The 18,501-nt window shown below is 54.4% G+C and carries 19 protein-coding genes and 1 pseudogene; 13 read left to right on the top strand and 7 right to left on the bottom strand.

Translation table 11 applies throughout. The annotated features are described in order from the left end of the window. Position 1 precedes the first annotated feature (1 nt). The 7 genes and pseudogenes from HVX64_RS11495 to HVX64_RS24115 form a co-directional block, all read left to right on the top strand. Positions 2-859 (top strand): dimethyl sulfoxide reductase anchor subunit family protein, encoded by an 858-nt coding sequence (locus HVX64_RS11495; RefSeq protein WP_181825412.1) that lies wholly within the window; start codon positions 2-4, stop codon positions 857-859. A 42-nt stretch (positions 860-901) separates the two neighbouring features. Next, positions 902-1,516 carry a Tat proofreading chaperone DmsD gene (dmsD, locus tag HVX64_RS11490; RefSeq protein WP_044254600.1) on the top strand — a complete coding sequence of 205 codons (615 nt, stop codon included), beginning with the start codon at positions 902-904 and terminating at the stop codon, positions 1,514-1,516. Between the two features lie 293 nt (positions 1,517-1,809). Further along, positions 1,810-2,520, top strand: coding sequence for an osmoprotectant ABC transporter permease OsmY (osmY, locus tag HVX64_RS11485; RefSeq protein WP_043000752.1), 711 nt, complete (start codon positions 1,810-1,812; stop codon positions 2,518-2,520). A gap of 28 nt (positions 2,521-2,548) precedes the next feature. Next, positions 2,549-3,451, top strand: coding sequence for an osmoprotectant ABC transporter substrate-binding protein OsmX (gene osmX / locus HVX64_RS11480; RefSeq protein ID WP_043000753.1), 903 nt, complete (start codon positions 2,549-2,551; stop codon positions 3,449-3,451). A gap of 9 nt (positions 3,452-3,460) precedes the next feature. Beyond that, positions 3,461-4,108 carry an osmoprotectant ABC transporter permease OsmW gene (gene osmW / locus HVX64_RS11475; protein ID WP_043000754.1) on the top strand — a complete coding sequence of 216 codons (648 nt, stop codon included), beginning with the start codon at positions 3,461-3,463 and terminating at the stop codon, positions 4,106-4,108. Beyond that, the gene (gene osmV / locus HVX64_RS11470; protein ID WP_043000755.1) at positions 4,108-5,253 is read left to right on the top strand and encodes an osmoprotectant ABC transporter ATP-binding protein OsmV; all 1,146 of its coding nucleotides are present in this window, start codon (positions 4,108-4,110) and stop codon (positions 5,251-5,253) included. Before osmW ends, osmV begins: the two co-directional genes overlap by 1 nt. Further along, a pseudogene (locus HVX64_RS24115) lies at positions 5,250-5,381 on the top strand (hypothetical protein); the annotation flags it as partial. The gene osmV and the pseudogene HVX64_RS24115, both read left to right, overlap by 4 nt. On the opposite strand, the gene bioD reads toward HVX64_RS24115, so the two are convergent. The 3 genes from bioD to HVX64_RS11455 all read right to left on the bottom strand — a co-directional run bounded on the left by bioD (position 5,337) and on the right by HVX64_RS11455 (position 8,406). After that, complete coding sequence (gene bioD, locus HVX64_RS11465; RefSeq protein WP_043000756.1) at positions 5,337-6,032, bottom strand: dethiobiotin synthase; 696 nt, start codon at positions 6,030-6,032, stop codon at positions 5,337-5,339. The pseudogene HVX64_RS24115 and the gene bioD overlap by 45 nt on opposite strands. Positions 6,033-6,157: 125 nt before the next feature. After that, positions 6,158-7,378: a sugar metabolism global transcriptional regulator Mlc gene (mlc, locus tag HVX64_RS11460; RefSeq protein ID WP_043000757.1), complete on the bottom strand. Its 1,221-nt coding sequence runs from the start codon at positions 7,376-7,378 to the stop codon at positions 6,158-6,160. Positions 7,379-7,506: 128 nt separating this feature from the next. Next, a complete protein-coding gene (locus HVX64_RS11455; protein ID WP_044254605.1) occupies positions 7,507-8,406 on the bottom strand; it encodes a LysR family transcriptional regulator in 900 nt (299 codons plus the stop codon). Between the two features lie 121 nt (positions 8,407-8,527). Here HVX64_RS11455 and HVX64_RS11450 point away from each other — a divergent pair, with 121 nt between their 5' ends. From HVX64_RS11450 to HVX64_RS11430, 5 genes are all read left to right on the top strand, one after another. Then, complete coding sequence (locus tag HVX64_RS11450) at positions 8,528-9,781, top strand: MFS transporter (protein WP_043000759.1); 1,254 nt, start codon at positions 8,528-8,530, stop codon at positions 9,779-9,781. A 278-nt stretch (positions 9,782-10,059) separates the two neighbouring features. Beyond that, complete coding sequence (locus HVX64_RS11445) at positions 10,060-11,544, top strand: carboxypeptidase M32 (protein ID WP_044254608.1); 1,485 nt, start codon at positions 10,060-10,062, stop codon at positions 11,542-11,544. Positions 11,545-11,693: 149 nt separating this feature from the next. Further along, positions 11,694-12,020: an acid resistance repetitive basic protein Asr gene (gene asr / locus HVX64_RS11440; protein ID WP_043000761.1), complete on the top strand. Its 327-nt coding sequence runs from the start codon at positions 11,694-11,696 to the stop codon at positions 12,018-12,020. A gap of 94 nt (positions 12,021-12,114) precedes the next feature. Then, positions 12,115-12,198, top strand: coding sequence for a hypothetical protein (locus tag HVX64_RS11435; RefSeq protein WP_099434124.1), 84 nt, complete (start codon positions 12,115-12,117; stop codon positions 12,196-12,198). 101 nt (positions 12,199-12,299) lie between these two features. Continuing rightward, positions 12,300-13,121: a serine protease gene (locus HVX64_RS11430; RefSeq protein WP_044254610.1), complete on the top strand. Its 822-nt coding sequence runs from the start codon at positions 12,300-12,302 to the stop codon at positions 13,119-13,121. A gap of 39 nt (positions 13,122-13,160) precedes the next feature. On the opposite strand, the gene mdtI is transcribed toward HVX64_RS11430, so the two are convergent. Both mdtI and mdtJ read right to left on the bottom strand, forming a co-directional pair. Continuing rightward, on the bottom strand, positions 13,161-13,490 hold the full coding sequence (gene mdtI, locus HVX64_RS11425) for a multidrug/spermidine efflux SMR transporter subunit MdtI (RefSeq protein WP_043000763.1): 330 nt from the start codon (positions 13,488-13,490) through the stop codon (positions 13,161-13,163). Then, positions 13,477-13,839 (bottom strand): multidrug/spermidine efflux SMR transporter subunit MdtJ, encoded by a 363-nt coding sequence (gene mdtJ, locus HVX64_RS11420; RefSeq protein ID WP_043000764.1) that lies wholly within the window; start codon positions 13,837-13,839, stop codon positions 13,477-13,479. Before mdtJ ends, mdtI begins: the two co-directional genes overlap by 14 nt. Before the next feature lie 417 nt (positions 13,840-14,256). Here mdtJ and HVX64_RS11415 point away from each other — a divergent pair, with 417 nt between their 5' ends. Beyond that, positions 14,257-15,291: an AI-2E family transporter gene (locus HVX64_RS11415; RefSeq protein ID WP_044254613.1), complete on the top strand. Its 1,035-nt coding sequence runs from the start codon at positions 14,257-14,259 to the stop codon at positions 15,289-15,291. Between the two features lie 48 nt (positions 15,292-15,339). Here HVX64_RS11415 and pntB read toward each other — a convergent pair whose 3' ends face one another. Continuing rightward, positions 15,340-16,728, bottom strand: a complete 1,389-nt coding sequence (pntB, locus tag HVX64_RS11410) for a Re/Si-specific NAD(P)(+) transhydrogenase subunit beta (protein ID WP_043000766.1) — start codon at positions 16,726-16,728, stop codon at positions 15,340-15,342. Positions 16,729-16,738: 10 nt separating this feature from the next. Further along, complete coding sequence (gene pntA, locus HVX64_RS11405; RefSeq protein ID WP_044254616.1) at positions 16,739-18,268, bottom strand: Re/Si-specific NAD(P)(+) transhydrogenase subunit alpha; 1,530 nt, start codon at positions 18,266-18,268, stop codon at positions 16,739-16,741. Positions 18,269-18,501 lie beyond the last annotated feature (233 nt).

The following is an 18,501-nucleotide window of genomic DNA, read 5'->3' as shown; positions in this document are numbered from 1 at the left end:
AATGGGAAATGGATGGCATGAATGGCCGCTGGTGCTGTTTACCGTACTCGGCCAGTGCGTCGTAGGCGCGCTGATTGTTAGTGGACTTGGCTGGTTGGCAATGAAAGACGATGCCGCCGCCCGGCAACGTCTGGTTCGCAGCATGTTTTTCCTCTGGCTGGTGATGGGGCTGGGATTCCTGGCGTCAATCATGCACCTGGGGTCGCCGATGCGGGCATTCAACTCCCTCAATCGCATTGGCGCATCCGGGTTGAGCAATGAAATTGCCGCAGGCTCCGTCTTTTTCGCCGTGGGTGGAATCTGGTGGCTGGTCGCCGTTCTGGGTAAAATGCCGCTCGCGCTGGGGAAATTCTGGCTGCTGGTCAGCATGATACTGGGGATCGTCTTCGTCTGGGCGATGACCCGCGTTTACCTGATTGATACCGTGCCGACCTGGTATACTGGCTATACGACGCTGGCGTTCTTCTTGACGGCGTTGCTCAGCGGCCCGCTGTTCGCAGCATTGCTGCTGCGGGCGGCCCGCGTCACCTTTAATGGTACCCTGTTTGCCAGTATCAGCGTGCTGGCCTTGCTGGTCAGCGTGGCGGTCATCGTCCTGCAGGGCATGTCGCTGGCGACCATTCACAGTTCGGTTCAGCAGGCTTCCGCGCTGGTGCCGGATTACGCCTCTCTGCAGGTATGGCGCGTGGTGCTGGTCGCTGCCGGACTGGGCTGCTGGATCTGCCCGCTGGTACGCCGTAAAGAGCCGCATGTCGCCGGGTTGCTGTTGGGACTGCTCCTCGTGCTTGGCGGCGAAATCATTGGCCGCGGCCTGTTTTATGGCCTGCATATGACCGTCGGTATGGCGGTGGCAGGTTAACAAATCCGTGCGGGGAAACCCGCACTTTTCAGGATGTTTCAGATGACTGATTTTACTCAACGTGATGATTTTGCGATGACGGCACGCGTGCTGGGGGCGCTGTTTTACTACGCCCCCGACAGCGCCGAAGCCGCGCCTCTGGTGTCTGCGTTAACCGCTGATGACTGGCAGACACAATGGCCGCTGGCAGCGGAAACCCTGTCCCCGCTGGCAACGGACTTTACACGCGTCAGCGATGAGTCACTTCCCGAGGCATTCCAGCGCCTGTTCGTGGGACCCTACGCGTTACCGTCGCCGCCCTGGGGATCGGTCTGGCTAGATCGTGAAAATGTCCTGTTTGGCGAATCGACGCTGGCCCTGCGTCAGTGGATGCGCGACAACGGTATTCACGTCGAGACAGAGCAGAACGAACCCGAAGATCATTTCGGCTCGTTATTGCTGATGGCGGCATGGCTGGCGGAAAGTGGCCGACACAGCGAATGCGAACAACTGCTGGCTTGGCATCTGTTCCCCTGGTCATTCCGCTTTCTCGACGTGTTCATTGAGAACGCCGGACATCCTTTTTATCAGGCGCTTGGTGAACTGGCCCGCCATACTCTGGCACAGTGGCAGTCTCAGTTATTGATGCCGATCGCGGAAAAAACGCTGTTCCGCTAACGTTTATAAGGCAGGTTTTTCCTGCCTTTTCTGATACCTGCATTATTTTTAATTGTTACAGCGTCACTTTTTATCAGCGTTTTTAAGACAATTCTTTACATACCCTGCTTATCCTTTACGGCATAAGGCCAAATCGCGTTTGGCGATTAATCGTCTGCGTATCTAATTCACCTTCCCGCTGGAATCCTTCCCACCCTGTTGCTATAGCTCAAAACACCCTGCCAAACCATGGCATAACAACATGCGACGATTTTTCGCCGCCATAACGCATGCAAACAGGGAGACACACTGCAATGCACACATCCACGTTAACCCGCGTGCTGGGCTTTAGTATTGCTATCATTCTGCTACTGGCACTGCTGGTATGGGGAATTGGCATCGATACTCTCAAATCGCGTCAGGTTGATTTGCTTTATCTCGGTCAACAGCACCTGATTTTAGTCCTTACCTCGATGTTTTTTGCCCTGCTGGTCGGTATTCCAAGCGGTATTTTGCTTAGTCGCCCCGCCGCCCGCGGTATTGCCGAATATGTCATGCAGATCTTCAATATTGGCAATACCTTGCCCCCGCTGGCCGTTCTCGCGCTGGCGATGGTGATTATCGGCATTGGTGACATGCCTGCCATCGTTGCGCTGTTTCTGGCGTCGTTGCTGCCGATTGTGCGTAACACCTGGGCAGGATTGAGTTCTGTACCGTCGTCGCTGATTGAAGCGGCAAACGGCATCGGTATGACGAAATGGCAACGGTTGCGTCAGGTAGAAATCCCCAACGCCTGGCCGGTAATACTTTCCGGGATCCGCATTGCCACGGCGATCAACGTCGGTACTGCCCCGTTGGCGTTTCTGATTGGCGCCAGCAGCTACGGCGAACTGATTTTCCCTGGCATCTATCTTAACGACTTCCCGACATTGATTCTGGGAGCCACCGCCACCGCGCTATTCGCCCTGATCCTCGACAGTCTGCTCGCCTGGCTTGGGCGCGTCCTGAGCCCACATACGGCCTGATGGCAATGATAAGAACAAGGAGCGCTAAATGAATCTCAAGAAAAAATGGCTGGGATGGTTCGCCGCCGCGCTGTTCATCAGCACCCAGGCTCAGGCGGCCCCGATTATTCTCGCCACCAAAAGTTTTACCGAGCAGCACATTCTCTCGGCAATGACCGTTCAGTATCTGCAAAAAAAGGGATTTCAGGTTCAGCCGCAGACCAATATCGCCACAGTGATTTCGCGTAATGCGATGATCAATAAACAGATTGATATGACATGGGAATACACCGGCACTTCACTGATTATTTTCAACCACATCAATAAGCGAATGAGCCCGCAGGAGTCATACGACACGGTAAAACGCCTTGATGCCAAACTGGGACTGGTATGGCTGAAACCGGCAGATATGAACAACACCTACGCCTTCGCCATGCAGCGCAAACGTGCCGAAGCGGAGAACATCAACACCATGTCGGAGATGGTGGCGAAAATTGAACACATTCGCCAGACCGATCCCGATAACAACTGGCTGCTGGGTCTCGACCTGGAATTTGCCGGACGTAGCGACGGAATGAAGCCGTTGCAGCAGGCTTATCAGATGGATCTCGACCGGCCGCAAATCCGCCAGATGGACCCCGGACTGGTTTACAACGCCGTACGCGATGGCTTTGTTGACGCCGGTCTCATCTACACCACTGACGGCCGTGTGAAAGGGTTTGATCTCAAAGTACTGGAGGATGATAAGGGCTTCTTCCCAAGTTACGCTGTCACGCCGGTGGTGCGTAAAGAGACGCTGGAAGCCCATCCGGGACTTGCTGAGGCGCTCAATACCCTCTCGGCCCAGTTGAACAATGACGTGATCAGTTCGCTGAATGCGAAGGTCGATATCGATCACCAGTCACCTCAGCAGGTTGCTCGTGAATTCCTGCAACAAAAGAACCTGCTGTAAGGAGCGCATATGGATACGATTCACTACATGATGGATAACGCGGGTTATCTGGCGATGCTCACCTATCAGCATCTGTGGCTAGTGGCGCTGGCGGTTGGGTTGGCGATTGTGATTGGCGTGCCTCTGGGGATCCTGATTGTCCGCCACAAATGGCTGGCAACGCCGGTGTTAAGCGTCGCGACGCTGCTGCTGACGATTCCCTCTATCGCCCTGTTCGGGTTGATGATCCCCCTGTTTTCGCTGATCGGTCACGGAATTGGCGCACTGCCCGCCATTACCGCCGTGTTTCTTTACTCGCTGCTGCCTATCGTGCGTAACACCCATACCGCGCTGGACAACCTCCCGCCGGGCTTACGCGAAGCGGGTCGCGGTATCGGCATGACCTTCTGGCAGCGCCTGCGTTGGGTGGAGATCCCGATGGCATTACCGGTGATTTTCGGCGGTATCCGCACCGCCGTGGTCATGAATATCGGCGTCATGGCAATTGCCGCGGTGATCGGCGCAGGCGGCCTGGGATTACTGTTACTGAACGGCATCGGCGGCAGCGACATTCGCATGCTGATTGCCGGTGCATTGATGATTTGTTTTTTAGCGATTGTGCTCGACTGGCTGTTACACCGCCTGCAAGTCGTTCTGACACCTAAGGGGATACGATAATGATAAAACTGGAAAACCTCACCAAACAATTTTCACAGAAAAAGGGTCAGCCGCTGAAGGCCGTCGATAACGTTAATCTGAACGTGCCGGAGGGAGAAATGTGTGTTCTGCTGGGGCCGTCGGGCTGCGGTAAGACCACCACCCTGAAGATGATTAACCGTCTGATTACCCCGAGCAGTGGCAACATCCTGATAAACGGTGAAAATACCAATGAAATGGATACCGTGACCCTGCGCCGTAATATTGGCTATGTGATCCAGCAGATTGGCCTGTTTCCCAATATGACGATTGAAGAGAACATCACGGTCGTCCCCCGCATGCTGGGCTGGGACAAAGCCCGCTGTAAAAGCCGCGCCGAAGAATTAATGGAGATGGTGGCGATGGATGCCAAAAAGTTTCTGCATCGCTATCCAAAAGAAATGTCCGGCGGTCAGCAACAGCGTATTGGCGTGATTCGCGCCCTGGCGGCGGATCCGCCGGTCCTGCTGATGGACGAGCCGTTTGGCGCCGTCGACCCCATCAACCGCGAAGTGATCCAGAATCAGTTCCTTGAGATGCAACGTGCGCTGAAAAAAACCGTGATGCTGGTGAGTCATGATATTGATGAGGCGCTGAAACTTGGCGATCGCATTGCCGTGTTCCGTCAGGGACGGATTGTCCAGTGCGCCAGCCCCGATGAACTGCTGGCCAAACCGGCCAACGATTTTGTCGGTTCATTCGTCGGTCAGGACCGCACGCTTAAGCGTCTGCTGCTGGTTTCGGCGGGCGATGTGACCGATCAACAACCGACGCTGACTGCTCAGCCATCCACGTCGCTGAAGGAAGCCTTTGGCATTATGGATGACAACGATATTCGCGCCATTACGGTGGTGGATGGCGAAGGAAAACCACTGGGCTTTGTGAAACGTCGCGAGGCGCGCCAGGCCAGCGGCACCTGCGCAGATATCCTTCATCCCTTCCGTATTACCGGTAAAGCCGAAGATAACCTGCGGATTGTGCTCTCCAAACTGTATGAAAGTAATACCAGTTGGATGCCGATCGTTGACGAGGAAGGACGCTACAACGGTGAGATCTCACAGGATTACATCGCCGATTATCTCAGTTCCGGACGTACCCGCCGGGCGTTGAACATTCACGAAGAGTGAGGGTTTGTGAAATGACCGGGGAGTATCGTCTACTCCCCGGTTTATTGAAGGCCTGGGTGTTTGCGTCTGTCCTGTCGGGGACGTTACGCCATGATTCTGTCGACCGACAGGACGCTACCCAGCATTGACAGGCGAATGTACTGTCCGAGTTCACGCTGCTCGGCACGCGGTAAATAAGGCAGTTCGCCAATCAGCGGTGCTGGCAGTTTTTTGCTCAGTACATCGATAATCTCTGCGTAATGTGCCAGACCCGGATTAATACGGTTAGCGACCCAACCGATCAGCGGTAAACCGTCATTGGCGATCGCCTGAGCCGTCAGCAGCGCATGGTTAATACAGCCTTCCTGAATACCGACCACCATCAACACCGGTAACTGCTCCTGCACCACCCATTCGGACAGTGGACGCAGATCGTTCATCAGGCTGCGCCAGCCACCCGTGCCTTCAACCACGACATGATCAACCTTTTCGCTCAGGCTAGCCAGCCCGTTAGAAAGCAAGGTGTAATTGATTGGGCCACTGTGGGCCACGCTACTTTCATCTTCGCTCAGGGCGATGGGGTTAACCGCCTCATAGGGTAATTCCAACGTCGACACGCTTTGCAGCACCAGCGCATCCCGGTTGCGCAACCCTTCGGGCGTCTCTTTGCTGCTTTTCGCAACCGGTTTATATCCTGCAACGCTTTTCCCCCCCGACGCTAACGCTTGTAGCAATGCGCGGGAAACAACCGTCTTCCCAACAGAAGTGTCTGTACCTGTAATAAAGAAACGCTTCAGCATCACCAACTCCACCGTTATGCTTCGAAAATATAAGCCAGGAAAATAATACAGTGGAGAAAGTCTAAGGTATGCCCGGTGGAATCAGCTTGAGTTAGCGCAATTTTTGGTAGAACAGTTAAAAAATGTTAACCCTGTAATAGACGAATCAACAAAGAACCATTATACATCGCGTCTTTTACCAGCGCGGCTCCCGCCATTGTCCCCTGATTAGAAAACTGTGTGCTCTCAACGACCATATTTTTGCTGTAGGCCGGTAGCGCCTGCTGGCGGATGCTGTCCGCAATCGCCGGAAACAACACGTCTGCGGCTTTACTGAGCGGCGATCCAATCAGGATTTTTTGCGGATTGAACAGATTGACCATAATGGCAAGGATACGGCCAACGTGGGTTCCCACGCCGCTGATAATGTCTTTTGCCAGCAAATCGCCCTGCAACGCCGCCTGACACAGCGAATCGACCGTCAACGGCTGGCCGTGAAGCGAAGAGCTCATGGATTGCGCCAGTCGCAGTTGCGCCAGCTCCAGCACACTTTCCACGCTGGCGATGGTTTCCAGACAGCCGTGGTTGCCACAGTAGCAGCGTTTTCCGTAAGGATCGACCTGGGTGTGGCCAATCTCCACCAGGCTGCTGCTACCCGCATGCAGTAAATGACCGTCGGTAATCACCCCGGCGCCAACGTTATGATCGATGACCACCTGAATGACATCGCGCGCACCGCGGGACGCGCCAAACAGCGCCTCTGCCATCGTCCAGGCGCTGATATCATGCTGAATGTAGACCGGCACGCCGGTGTGCTGCGCCAGCGTATCACCGAGCGGCATCTCTTTCACATCGGCATAAAACGGCATACGATGCACGATCCCATTCTCGGTATCGATAATGCCGGGTAAGGTAATGGCAATGGAAGTCAGACGTTCGAGCTTCTGCTGATGACGAATAAAAAACTGATCGACCAGCGTGACAATACGCGCCAGCAACGGCGTTTCATCGTTGAGCGGCAGTTCAAGACAGTCTTCTACGACCAGCTTGCTGCTGAGATCGCGCAGGGCGAGAAAGATTTCTCCACGACTGATGCGAAGGGACAGATAGTGCCAGGCTTCGGTTTCCACCACCAGCCCCACTGCCGGGCGTCCGCGACTCCCGGCTTCTTTAATTTCCAGTTCCTGGACCAGATGCGCTTCCAGCATTTCACGCACAATCTTCGTGATACTGGCGGGTGCCAGTTGCGCAAGACGCGAAAGATCAATACGCGATACCGGTCCCAGCTGATCAATCAGCCGATAAACGGCGCCCGCATTGGTCTGCTTTATTTGATCGATGTGCCCAGGCTGACTATCAGCAACCACCTCTGACTCCCTTTATTTTCGCGCTCCGAAATAATCTGTAGGCTATGGTGAAGCACTTCAATACACAACGTCAACTTTTTACTTAGCCGTGTGATTAACTGCACATTTTCAGCCGTTATTAAATGAATTTAAGCGTTCCTGACGGCCTGAATTAATTGCTGACGAAAGCGTAGCGCCGCCTGGCTTGGTTCATGATGCGCCGACCAGACCAGCCACATTTCCGAAACCGCATCGTCTTCCGCAATCGGTACCCAACACATCTCATTGAGCTGCACTTTTTTAAACGAGGCCGGAAGGATCGACACCCCTAATCCGGCAGCGACCAGCCCAATGATCGTCATCGCCTCACCGACCTCCTGGGTAATCACCGGCGTCAACTGGTAACGGCGCATCATGCCGAGAATATCGTCATAAAGACCCGTTCCGACGTGCGGGTCAAAGAAGACAAACGGCTCTTTCGCCAGTTCGGCCAGCGTCACCACCGGCTTTTGCGAAAGCGGGAAAACCCTGGGGATCATCGCCATCAGCGGTTCATGCAAAATCACCTCATGATGCAAGCTCTCTGGCAACGGGGTATTGCGCATCAGGCCCAGATCCAGCGCCCCTTCGCTCAACGGCGCCAGCTGTTCGCGGGTGTTCATCTCGCGGGTCTGCAAATGCATATCCGGGTATTTCTGGCGGAACAGCGACAGGGTATCCGACACCGCGCGGATAAACGGTGCCGACGAGGTAAAACCGATGCGCAACTCTCCGGCTTCCCCCTGATGCAGACGCTCCGCACGGGCGGCGGCATCATTGACCAACCCGAGGATCTGCCGACTGTCGGCGAGAAATTGCTTGCCAGCGGCGGTCAGGGCGACGCTACGGTTAGTTCGCGCGAGCAGGCGCGCGCCGACCTGCTGCTCAAGCATCTGTATTTGCTGGCTCAGCGGTGGCTGCGAAATGTTCAGTCGGGTTGCGGCGCGCCCAAAATGCAGTTCTTCCGCCACGGCAACAAAGTAACGAAGGTGACGCAGTTCAATATTCATATTTTAAACGTATTATTTGAGACTATTAATATATTAGACAGAATAATGAGATTTTCCTACTCTACTCAACAAGGTTATGCCCGTCCCCTCAAAACACGGGTTTGTTGCGCAAGGATTTCCAGTGAGTCGTACAACTACTGTCAATGACGCGACGGCGAGCGATATTGACGACCAACGCATTTCTCAGCCGGTTCAGTTTATTCAACGCGGTACTTCTGCCTTTATGCGCGTCACGCTGGCGCTCTTTTCTGCCGGACTGGCGACTTTCGCCCTGCTGTACTGCGTCCAGCCTATTCTGCCGGTGTTGTCCCATGAGTTTGGCGTATCTCCCGCCAGCAGCAGTATTTCACTGTCGATCTCCACCGGAATGTTAGCCGTTGGTCTGCTGTTTACCGGTCCGCTTTCGGATGCCATCGGGCGCAAGCCGGTGATGGTGACCGCGTTGCTGCTCGCCTCCTGCTGTACGTTGCTCTCGACAATGATGACCAGCTGGCATGGCATTCTGGTGATGCGCGCGCTGATCGGCCTTTCACTCAGCGGCGTGGCGGCGGTCGGGATGACCTATCTGAGTGAGGAGATTCACCCCAGTTTTGTCGCATTTTCAATGGGGTTGTACATCAGCGGCAACTCGATTGGCGGGATGAGCGGACGTCTGATTAGCGGCGTGTTTACCGATTTCTTTAGCTGGCGTATTGCGCTGGCTGCTATTGGCTGCTTTGCGCTGGCATCAGCCCTGATGTTCTGGAAAATACTGCCAGAATCACGCCACTTCCGGCCCACGTCGCTGCGCCCCAAAACGCTGTTTATTAATTTCCGGATCCACTGGCGCGACCAGGGACTGCCGCTGCTGTTTGCCGAAGGCTTTCTGTTGATGGGGTCGTTCGTCACCCTGTTTAACTACATCGGCTATCGTCTGATGCTTTCACCGTGGGAACTCAGTCAGGCTGTGGTCGGTTTGCTTTCCGTCGCCTATCTGACCGGAACCTGGAGTTCACCGAAGGCCGGTTCGATGACGGTACGTTACGGGCGCGGTCCGGTGATGCTCTTTTCCACCGTCGTGATGCTGTTCGGTTTGTTAATGACGTTGTTCAGTTCGCTGTGGCTGATTTTCGCCGGAATGCTGCTCTTTTCAGCCGGATTCTTTGGCGCGCATTCGGTGGCCAGTAGCTGGATAGGGCCGCGTGCGCGTCGCGCCAAAGGCCAGGCCTCTTCGCTGTATCTGTTCAGCTATTATCTGGGGTCCAGTATCGCCGGTACGCTCGGCGGTGTGTTCTGGCATAACTATGGCTGGAACGGCGTTGGGGGATTTATCGCGATTATGCTGGTACTGGCTATTCTGGTCGGCACACGACTGCATCACCGTCTTCACGTCTAGTCTGAAAGAAAAGCCCGGGCTCACCGGGCTTCTCGCCTCTCAACCAACAGTGGTTACCACATTCCTAAGATTGATGAAAAGCCCATCAATTCTCTGACGGCATCCAGTGCCAGAAGAGCAAAGACAACCCAGTGGAGTGGATTCATTTTGCTGTGTGTGTTTATTGTTATTGAACGGGTACGATGTTCCCGTTGGCTACTATAAAAAAGGCTATCGATAAACATAACTACCCATTATGGTGGGGGAACTCAACCCGCCTGTTACGTCGAAGAGGTTACATGGACAACAAAAACTATCAACAACTTACCCGCACCTTCCTGCGTCTCTCTCGCTTCTCGCACCTCTCCGCCATCGCCAGTTGGGATATGTTCGCCATGATGCCACCCGGTGGCAGTGCGGCGCGGGGTGAAGCGCTGGCGGAACTGAGCGTTCTGGAACATCAAATCCTGACCGAACCGAAAGTGGCGCAATGGCTTGCCGCTGCCGCCCAGGAGGATCTCAATGATGTGGAACAGGCCAATCTGCGGGAAATGACGCGTCTGCATACCCAGGCCGCGTTGTTACCGGAGTCGTTGGTGGAGGACAAATCTCTCGCCGGCAGTCGCTGTGAGCACGCCTGGCGCAGTCAGCGTCCTGCCAACGACTGGCAGGGATTCTCTGCGAATTTAAAAGAAGTCGTGAAACTGAGCCGCGAAGAGGCCAGACTGCGCGCCGACGTGAAAGGTTGTTCTCCCTATGACGCGCTGCTGGACATTTACGAGCCGGACATGACCATCGCACAGCTGGACGGCCTGTTTGCCGATCTCAAATCGTGGCTGCCGGATCTGCTCAACCGCGTGGTTGCCCGCCAGTCGCCGCAGTCGCTGATTGCCCCTGTTGGCCCCTTCCCGACTGCCGTTCAGCGCGAACTGGGACTGGAGACAATGTCTGTACTCGGTTTCGATTTTAATGCCGGTCGCCTCGACATCAGCGCACATCCCTTCTGCGGCGGCGTGCCGGAAGATGTGCGCATCACGACGCGCTATGACGAAAACGAATTACTCAGCGCCCTGTTTGGCGTGATCCACGAAACCGGCCACGCCCGCTATGAGCAAAACCTGCCGCGTAACTGGCTGGGTCAGCCCGTCGCCCTTGCCCGCTCCACCGCGATCCACGAATCCCAGAGTCTGTTTTTTGAAATGCAGGTAGGACGCAGCAATGCATTTTTAAGGCGGCTGCTACCTGCCGTGAAGCGTCATTTTGGCGATCAGGCTGCCTTTGAAGAGCAAAATTTCATTGCCTGGAACCAGCGAGTGAAACCCGGTTTTATCCGCGTGGATGCGGATGAAGTCAGCTACCCGGCGCACGTCATCCTGCGCTATGAGATTGAGCGCGCATTGATCAATGGCGATATTGAGGTGGACGACATTCCGGCGCTGTGGGACGAAAAAATGCAGACCTGGCTGGGCCTGTCAACAAAAGGGAACTATCGCGACGGCTGCATGCAGGACATTCACTGGACGGACGGCGGGTTTGGTTACTTCCCTTCTTACACGCTGGGCGCGATGTATGCCGCACAGTTGTTCAGCGCCGCGAATCGCGCATTGCCGGATCTTAGTCAGCAGATTGCAGGCGGCGATTTCAGCGCCTTGTTTGACTGGCTGCAACAGAACATCTGGCAGCACGGCAGTCGCTTTACCACGGCGCAGTTGATTACTCAGGCTACCGGAGAAGCATTGAGCAGCCGTCATTTCCGCGCCCATCTTGAATCTCGCTATCTGTAAATCCCCTCGCCGGGCCGCTGCGCCCGGCGTTGTACATATCGTTACACGCCGAAACCAATGACTCACGGAAGCGCACAGCATCCAGCGATATAGTGATTTCAACGGCCCCGCAGTGGGGTTGAATGAAAAACCAAATCGAGGGTATGAGAATGAAAAAAGTATTAGCTCTGGTTGTTGCCGCTGCTATGGGTCTGTCTTCTGCGGCGTTTGCGGCTGACACTACATCAACTGCACCGGCTGCAGCGCCTGCTGCAAAAGCGGCGCCGGCCAAAACCACACATCATAAAAAACATCACAAAGCGACTACCGAGAAAGCGCCAGAACAAAAAGCGCAGGCCGCGAAAAAACACGTGAAAAAAGCCAAAGCCACGACTGAGCAAAAGGCCCCTGAACAGAAAGCTCAAGCCGCTAAAAAGCACACCAAAAAACACAGCCAGAAACCGGCCGCTAAACCTGCCGCTCAACCGGCTGCTTAAATCCTGACTGTGTAAACTGGCGCGAACCCTTGCGCCATTCTTCAACGGCGCTGAACGCTTTCCCGGTTTAGCGCCGTCCTTTTCGGAGGGTAACATGGTGCGCCGTTATCGCTTTGAGTTCATCCTTATCACGCTTATTTTATGTGCGCTCATAGCCGCCCGCTTTTATCTTTCCTGATCGTAGTACTCTGATTTTTCTCTCACTTTTACGCCGTTACGTCTATAGTAATTACTGAGGGTTCTCTTTTAATAATCATAATTACCCACACAGAGTGTGATATGCGTAAAACCGTTACTGTATTACTGGGTTCGTTGTGCTTTTCATCGGGTATTGCGCATGCGGATAAGCCTGACGCGGATACCGGGACCAGTGAAATCAAAACGTTATTTTTTGGTCAGGACGATCGCGCGCCGGTAAGCGATCCGACTCAATCGCCGTGGGATGCCATCGGACAACTGGAAACCGCCAGCGGTAACCTCTGCACCGCAACGCTCATCTCCCCACATCTGGCGCTCACTGCCGGACATTGCTTGTTAACGCCGCCAAAAGGGAAACCGGATAAAGCCGTCGTCCTGCGTTTTGTCTCGAAAAAAGGTCTCTGGCGTTATGAAATTCACGGTATTGAAGGCCGGGTGGATCCCGGTCTGGGAAAACGTCTGAAGCCCGATGGCGACGGCTGGATTGTGCCACCGGCAGCCGCGTCTTGGGACTTTGGCCTGATCGTTCTGCGCTATCCCCCTTCCGGCATCACGCCGTTACCGTTGTTTGAGGGCGATAAAGCGGCACTAACCGCCGCACTCAAAGAGGCCGGACGCAAGGTCACGCAGTCGGGGTATCCGGAAGATCATCTGGATACACTCTATTCTCACCAGGATTGTATCGTCACCGGCTGGGCGCAAAGTTCGGTGTTATCTCACCAGTGCGACACGCTGCCGGGCGACAGCGGTTCACCGCTGATGCTGAAAACCGAGGCGGGCTGGCAGTTAATCGGCGTTCAGAGTTCCGCCCCGGCGGCGAAAGATCGCTGGCGCGCAGATAACCGGGCGATCTCGGTGACGGGATTTCGGGAAAAGCTGGATGCGCTGGCCGGGGAACAATAAGGCGCATCGTGCTGCCCGCGAATCGCGGGCAGCGATTCATCAGGCCAGTTTAATCATCACCATGCCAGCCAGCAGCAGCACAACGCCGATCCAGCCTTTATGATTCAGACGTTGCCCGAACAGTATCCATCCGGCAGCCAGCGTCGCGGCGATACCAAATCCCCCCCACAGCGCGTAGGCAACGGACAGGTCAATGCCCTTTACCGCCTGTGAAAGCGCACTGAAGGCGGCGAGTACCGCGACCAGCGAGAGAATACCGTACAATTTCCGACGAAAGCCGTCAGAGAATTTTAAAAAGACGTTGGCGATAATTTCCAGCACGATCGCCATCCCTAACCAGGCGGCGTGAACCCATTCAAACTGTTGCATGGGTCACCTCTTTCGTTGACTGACGCGCCTTGCGGGTACCGGATTTGATCAACACGATCCCCACTACCAGCGTTGCCAGACCGGCAATTTTCATGACCGACAGCGGCTCATCAAATAACAACACGCTAAACAGCGTAATAAATAAAATACCGATCCCTTCCCACAATGCGTAAGCCACACCGAGGGCGATTTTTTTAACGGCAAAAGAGAGGAAAATATACGAGGCGGCGATCATCACCAGCATTAAAATAAACCCGCTGTTGTCATCGCTTACGCTTGCCCATTTCATCGACAATGTGCCGGTAATTTCAGCGGCAATCGCCAGACCTAATAAAATCCAGTAAAACATGGTGCTTCTCCTGCTTGAGAATATAATCCTGTGGGCTTGCACAACGCTGCAAACCAGAAAATAAAATCAGTTAGCCAGACGCGTAGCGTCAGCTCGAACAGAAGAAGGGACTAAAGCGCGTTGCGCCAGTGCTGCTCACCTGCAAGCAGGAAAGAGGAGGAAGTGCGAAGAAGAATTTGTGTAGAAAAAAACGTCCTGAACATATTGTCCATAATATTACAATTATCCGCAGTGTTGCTTCTCGTCATCGCGGATGATAATTGTCCTCGGTAGTTGAACACGCCTGATTTGTATCATAGGCCAGGAATTAACTCAAAACCTTTTCACTTCTTTACCCGAATCGTTTGATTTTTCACAGGACGATTCGACCACAATCACATTATTATACGCGGCAAGCAGAAAAATACAGGACGCTCCATGGCAAAACCAATCATCACGCTGAACGGTCTTAAGATCGTCATTATGCTGGGAATGCTGGTGATCATTCTTACCGGTATCCGCTTTGCGGCGGATATTATTGTGCCATTTATTCTGGCGTTATTTATTGCCGTCGTCCTCAGCCCGCTGGTACAGCGGATGGTGAAACTGCGCGTTCCGCGCGTGCTGGCGATATCCTTGCTGGTGATCATCATCGTCATGGCGATGGTGTTACTGCTGGCTTACCTCGGAACGTCCCTCAACGAACTGGCGCGCACCCTGCCCCAGTATCGTTCCTCACTGGTCATTCCGCTGAAAAACCTCGAGCCCTGGCTGGTCCGCTTAGGCATCGGCGTCTCAGTGGATGAGATGGTGAAGTATATTGACCCCAACGCGGCGATGACCCTGATCACCAATTTGCTGGCGCAATTAACCAATGCCATGTCATCGATATTTTTACTCCTGCTGACAGTGGTCTTTATGCTGCTGGAAGTGCCGCAACTCCCCACTAAATTCCAGCAGATTATGGTCCGTCCGGTCGAGGGGATGGCCGCCATTCAGCGCGCCATTGATAGCGTATCGCACTATCTGGTGCTGAAAACGGCAATCAGTCTGGTCACCGGACTGGTGGTCTGGGGCATGCTGTCGGCACTGGACGTTCGATTCGCCTTTATCTGGGGGTTGTTGGCCTTTGCACTCAACTATATCCCAAACATTGGTTCAGTGCTGGCGGCGATCCCGCCCATCATTCAGGTGTTGGCGTTTGGCGGCCTGTACGATGCGCTGGTGGTGCTGGCGGGCTATCTGATCATCAACCTGGTGTTCGGCAATATCCTTGAACCACGCATCATGGGACGCGGTCTGGGGCTCTCTACGCTGGTGGTGTTTCTGTCGTTGATCTTCTGGGGTTGGCTGCTGGGTCCGGTGGGGATGCTGCTTTCGGTACCGCTGACCATTATCGTCAAGATTGCGCTGGAACAATCCATTGGTGGGCAAAGTATTGCCATTCTGTTAGGCGATGCAAATAAAATGTGACCGACGTAAAAACGGCCTCCGCAGAGGCCGTTTCAACAGAACAACGGATTACAGCGCTTTCAGAATCGCATCCACGCTGGCTTTGGCATCGCCAAACAGCATATGGGTGTTCTCTTTGAAGAACAGCGGGTTCTGCACACCGGCGTAGCCGGTATTCATCGAACGTTTGAAGACAATTACGTTCTGCGCTTTCCACACTTCCAGCACCGGCATCCCAGCGATAGGACTGTTTGGATCGTCCTGCGCCGCCGGGTTCACGGTATCATTCGCGCCAATAACCAACACGGTGTCGGTATCGGCGAAATCATCGTTGATCTCGTCCATTTCCAGCACGATGTCGTAAGGCACTTTCGCTTCCGCCAACAGTACGTTCATGTGACCAGGCAGACGACCTGCCACCGGGTGGATGCCGAAACGTACCTTGATACCGCGCGCGCGCAGCTTCTCGGTAATTTCCGCGACCGGATACTGTGCCTGCGCCACCGCCATGCCGTATCCCGGGGTGATGATCACCGTATGCGAGTTTTTCAGCATATCCGCAGTCTCTTCTGCGCTGATCTCACGGTGTTCGCCCACTTCTTCATCACCACTGGACGCTGTACCATCGGTGCCAAAGCCCCCTGCAATCACGCTGATGAACGAGCGGTTCATCGCCTTACACATGATGTAAGACAGAATCGCACCGGAAGAACCCACCAGCGCACCGGTCACGATCAGCAGATCGTTGCTCAGCATGAAGCCCGCCGCCGCTGCCGCCCAACCCGAATAGGAGTTCAGCATGGAGACCACGACCGGCATATCCGCCCCGCCAATGGACGCCACCAGGTGCCAGCCAAACGCCAGCGCAATAATGGTCATCACCAGCAGTGCCAGGACCTGCAAGCCAACGCTTTCGGTACGGACAAAAACCACCAGCAGCAGGAAAGAGACCACCAGCGCCGCGAGGTTCATTTTGTGACGGTTCGGCAGCATCAGCGGTTTAGAAGAGATCTTGCCGCGCAGCTTACCAAATGCCACCACTGAACCGGTAAAGGTCACCGCACCGATAAAGATGCCAAGGAACACTTCGGTCAGGTGAATATTAACCAGAATCGGCTCAAGGCCCGCTTCGTGATACAGATAGCTGTTGAAGCCGACCAGTACCGCAGCCAGGCCGACGAAGCTGTGCAGAATCGCCACCAGTTCCGGCATTTCGGTCATTTCAACCTTCTTCGCCAGACGAATACCAATCGCGCCGCCGATGATCATTGCCACCAGGATCCAGGCAACGTTGCCGGTGTCCGGGCCAAAAATCGTGGCAATCAGCGCAATCGCCATCCCGGCGATACCGAAGTTGTTACCCTGCTGAGACGTTTCATGTTTTGAAAGTCCCGCCAGACTGAAAATAAACAGGATCGCGGCAACAATGTATGCAGCTGTAACTAATCCTCCAGACATGTGTTACCCCTTAGTTTTTCCGGAACATTTTCAGCATGCGCTGAGTCACGGTGAAGCCACCGAAAATATTGATGCTGGCAATCAGGACCGCGATGAAGCTCAGGAAGCTAACCCAGCCGCCCTGGCCAATCTGCAATAGCGCGCCAACCACGATGATCCCCGAAATGGCGTTGGTCACGGACATCAGCGGCGTATGCAGAGCATGAGAGACGTTCCAGACCACGTAGTAGCCTACCACGCAAGACAGTGCGAACACCGTAAAGTGACCGAGGAACTCTTTCGGCGCGACGTCTGCCAGCCAGCCGAACAGAATGATCACCAGCGCCATCAGCGCGTATTTACGCCACGGCGATGCCGGTTTTTCCGGCTCTTTTGCAGCCGGTGCGGCTTTCGCAGCGGCCTGCGGTTGAGCAGATACCTGAATCGGCGGCGCCGGCCAGGTAATTTCGCCGTCACGCACGACCGTGACGCCACGCACGACCACGTCGTCGAAATCAACGGTAATATTGCCGTCTTTCTCTTTGCACAGCAGTTTAAGCAGATTAACAAGGTTGGTGCCGTACAGCTGTGAAGACTGTGTCGGCAGACGCCCTGGCAAGTCGGTATAACCGATCACCTTAACGCCGTTGGCCGTGGTCGTGACCTGATTGGCGACGGTGTATTCGCAGTTCCCGCCGTTTTGCGCCGCCAGATCGACAATCACGCTGCCCGCTTTCATGGAATCAACCATTTCGCGGGTGATCAGTTTCGGTGCTGGTTTACCCGGAATCAGCGCGGTGGTGACAATAATGTCGACCTCTTTTGCCTGCGCAGCAAACAGCGCCATTTCCGCTTTGATAAACGCTTCAGACATCACTTTGGCGTAACCGTCACCGCTTCCCGCTTCCTCTTTGAAATCCAGTTCGAGGAATTCAGCGCCCATACTCTGGACCTGTTCTTTCACTTCCGGACGGGTGTCAAAGGCACGCACAATCGCGCCCAGGCTGTTCGCAGCGCCTATGGCGGCCAGACCAGCAACACCGGCCCCGATCACCATCACTTTGGCTGGAGGGACTTTACCCGCAGCGGTGATCTGCCCGGTAAAGAAGCGGCCAAACTCGTGCGCGGCTTCCACAATCGCCCGATAACCGGCAATGTTTGCCATCGAGCTTAATGCATCCAGCGACTGCGCACGTGAAATACGCGGTACAGAATCCATTGCCATCACCGTCACATTACGCTCGGCGAGCTTTTGCATTAACTCTGGATTCTGCGCAGGCCAGATAAAGCTGACCAGCGTGGTGCCCGGATTGAGTAACGGAATTTCTGCATCTTCCGGTGCGTTAACCTTCAGAATGATCTCTGATTGCCAGACAGCGCTGCTATCGACAATTTCCGCGCCCGCTTCTACAAAAGCTTTATCGTCAAAACTCGCCAGTCCACCCGCGCCGCTCTCAACCGCGACGGTGAAACCCAACTTCAGCAGTTGCTCAACCGTTTTCGGCGTCGCTGCTACGCGGGTTTCATTGGTAAACCGTTCTTTTGGTATGCCAATTCGCATAATGTTCCCTTCCATCGGTATTTTTGATGATGGTTTGTCAGTTAACGTGGAATTGCGCAGGCAATTTCACGCAGGAGGTATAGGTTACCCCGGAAAAATAAAACAGTAACAAACTCTCTATAACGTACTGAAAATAGCGCTTGTGATCTAGCGCCAAAAAACAGTATTTGTCGGGTTATCAGCAAAACAGGAACGATTCAGCCTTCTGACCGGGATAATGACCTTCAATTCGT

Origin of the sequence: Citrobacter sp. RHB20-C16 (assembly GCF_013890155.1) — a bacterium.
GTDB classification, from domain to species: Bacteria; Pseudomonadota; Gammaproteobacteria; order Enterobacterales; family Enterobacteriaceae; genus Citrobacter_A; species Citrobacter_A amalonaticus.
The sequence above is the reverse complement of the archived record's forward strand: the minus strand, read 5'-3'. Positions and strand labels throughout refer to the sequence as shown.

Coding starts and splice junctions, on each gene's coding strand:
- HVX64_RS11495 (WP_181825412.1), top strand. CDS start 2: ATGGGAAATGGATGGCATGAATGGCCGCTGGTGCTGTTTACCGTACTC.
- dmsD (WP_044254600.1), top strand. CDS start 902: ATGACTGATTTTACTCAACGTGATGATTTTGCGATGACGGCACGCGTG.
- osmY (WP_043000752.1), top strand. CDS start 1,810: ATGCACACATCCACGTTAACCCGCGTGCTGGGCTTTAGTATTGCTATC.
- osmX (WP_043000753.1), top strand. CDS start 2,549: ATGAATCTCAAGAAAAAATGGCTGGGATGGTTCGCCGCCGCGCTGTTC.
- osmW (WP_043000754.1), top strand. CDS start 3,461: ATGGATACGATTCACTACATGATGGATAACGCGGGTTATCTGGCGATG.
- osmV (WP_043000755.1), top strand. CDS start 4,108: ATGATAAAACTGGAAAACCTCACCAAACAATTTTCACAGAAAAAGGGT.
- bioD (WP_043000756.1), bottom strand. CDS start 6,032: ATGCTGAAGCGTTTCTTTATTACAGGTACAGACACTTCTGTTGGGAAG.
- HVX64_RS11455 (WP_044254605.1), bottom strand. CDS start 8,406: ATGAATATTGAACTGCGTCACCTTCGTTACTTTGTTGCCGTGGCGGAA.
- HVX64_RS11445 (WP_044254608.1), top strand. CDS start 10,060: ATGGACAACAAAAACTATCAACAACTTACCCGCACCTTCCTGCGTCTC.
- asr (WP_043000761.1), top strand. CDS start 11,694: ATGAAAAAAGTATTAGCTCTGGTTGTTGCCGCTGCTATGGGTCTGTCT.
- HVX64_RS11435 (WP_099434124.1), top strand. CDS start 12,115: ATGGTGCGCCGTTATCGCTTTGAGTTCATCCTTATCACGCTTATTTTA.
- HVX64_RS11430 (WP_044254610.1), top strand. CDS start 12,300: ATGCGTAAAACCGTTACTGTATTACTGGGTTCGTTGTGCTTTTCATCG.
- mdtI (WP_043000763.1), bottom strand. CDS start 13,490: ATGCAACAGTTTGAATGGGTTCACGCCGCCTGGTTAGGGATGGCGATC.
- mdtJ (WP_043000764.1), bottom strand. CDS start 13,839: ATGTTTTACTGGATTTTATTAGGTCTGGCGATTGCCGCTGAAATTACC.
- HVX64_RS11415 (WP_044254613.1), top strand. CDS start 14,257: ATGGCAAAACCAATCATCACGCTGAACGGTCTTAAGATCGTCATTATG.
- pntB (WP_043000766.1), bottom strand. CDS start 16,728: ATGTCTGGAGGATTAGTTACAGCTGCATACATTGTTGCCGCGATCCTG.
- pntA (WP_044254616.1), bottom strand. CDS start 18,268: ATGCGAATTGGCATACCAAAAGAACGGTTTACCAATGAAACCCGCGTA.